Origin of the sequence: Neoluteolibacter marinus, from assembly GCF_014904755.1 — a bacterium.
GTDB classification, from domain to species: domain Bacteria; phylum Verrucomicrobiota; class Verrucomicrobiia; order Verrucomicrobiales; family Akkermansiaceae; genus Haloferula; species Haloferula marina.
This window is the reverse complement of sequence record NZ_JACZFQ010000310.1, coordinates 1-562: the sequence shown is the minus strand read 5'-3', so window position 1 is coordinate 562 and position 562 is coordinate 1. Positions and strand designations below refer to the sequence as shown.

General features: G+C 69.2%; 1 pseudogene. It reads left to right on the top strand.

Annotated features, from left to right (window positions below):
- Positions 1 to 562: pseudogene (locus IG178_RS25020) on the top strand (cellulose-binding domain-containing protein); the annotation flags it as partial.

Here is a 562-nt window from a genome sequence, read left to right as displayed (position 1 = left end):
CGGCGGAAAAGATCGGCTTCCGGCCGGACGACGGCTGGAGCTACCCGGCGGGGACGGTGTTCATCAAGCACTTCGCGCTGCCGGTCGACGGGAACGACCCGACGGTGCTGCGGCGGCTGGAGACGCGGTTCATCATCGTGCCGGAAAGCGGTGAGCCGTACGGGGTGAGCTACAAGTGGCGCGAGGACGGCAGCGACGCGGACCTGCTGGCGGCAGGGCTCGACGAGGAGATCCCGGTTGTGGAAGCCGGCGGCGGCAGCCACACCGCGACCTGGAGCTACCCCGGGCCGTCGGACTGCCGGCTGTGCCACAACGGCAACGCCGGGCACGTGCTGGGGGTCAAGACCTGGCAGCTCAACGGCGATCTGACGTACGGCCGGACCGGACGGCGGGCGAACCAGCTGGAAACCCTGGCGGCGCTGGGCTGGTTCGACGCGAACTACCGGCCGGAGCACCGGGAGTGGTTCTTGCAGGCGAAAAACATCGGCGACAGCAGCGCGAGCCTGGAAGAACGGGTGCGCTCGTATTTGGACTCGAACTGCGCGCAATGCCACCGGCCGGG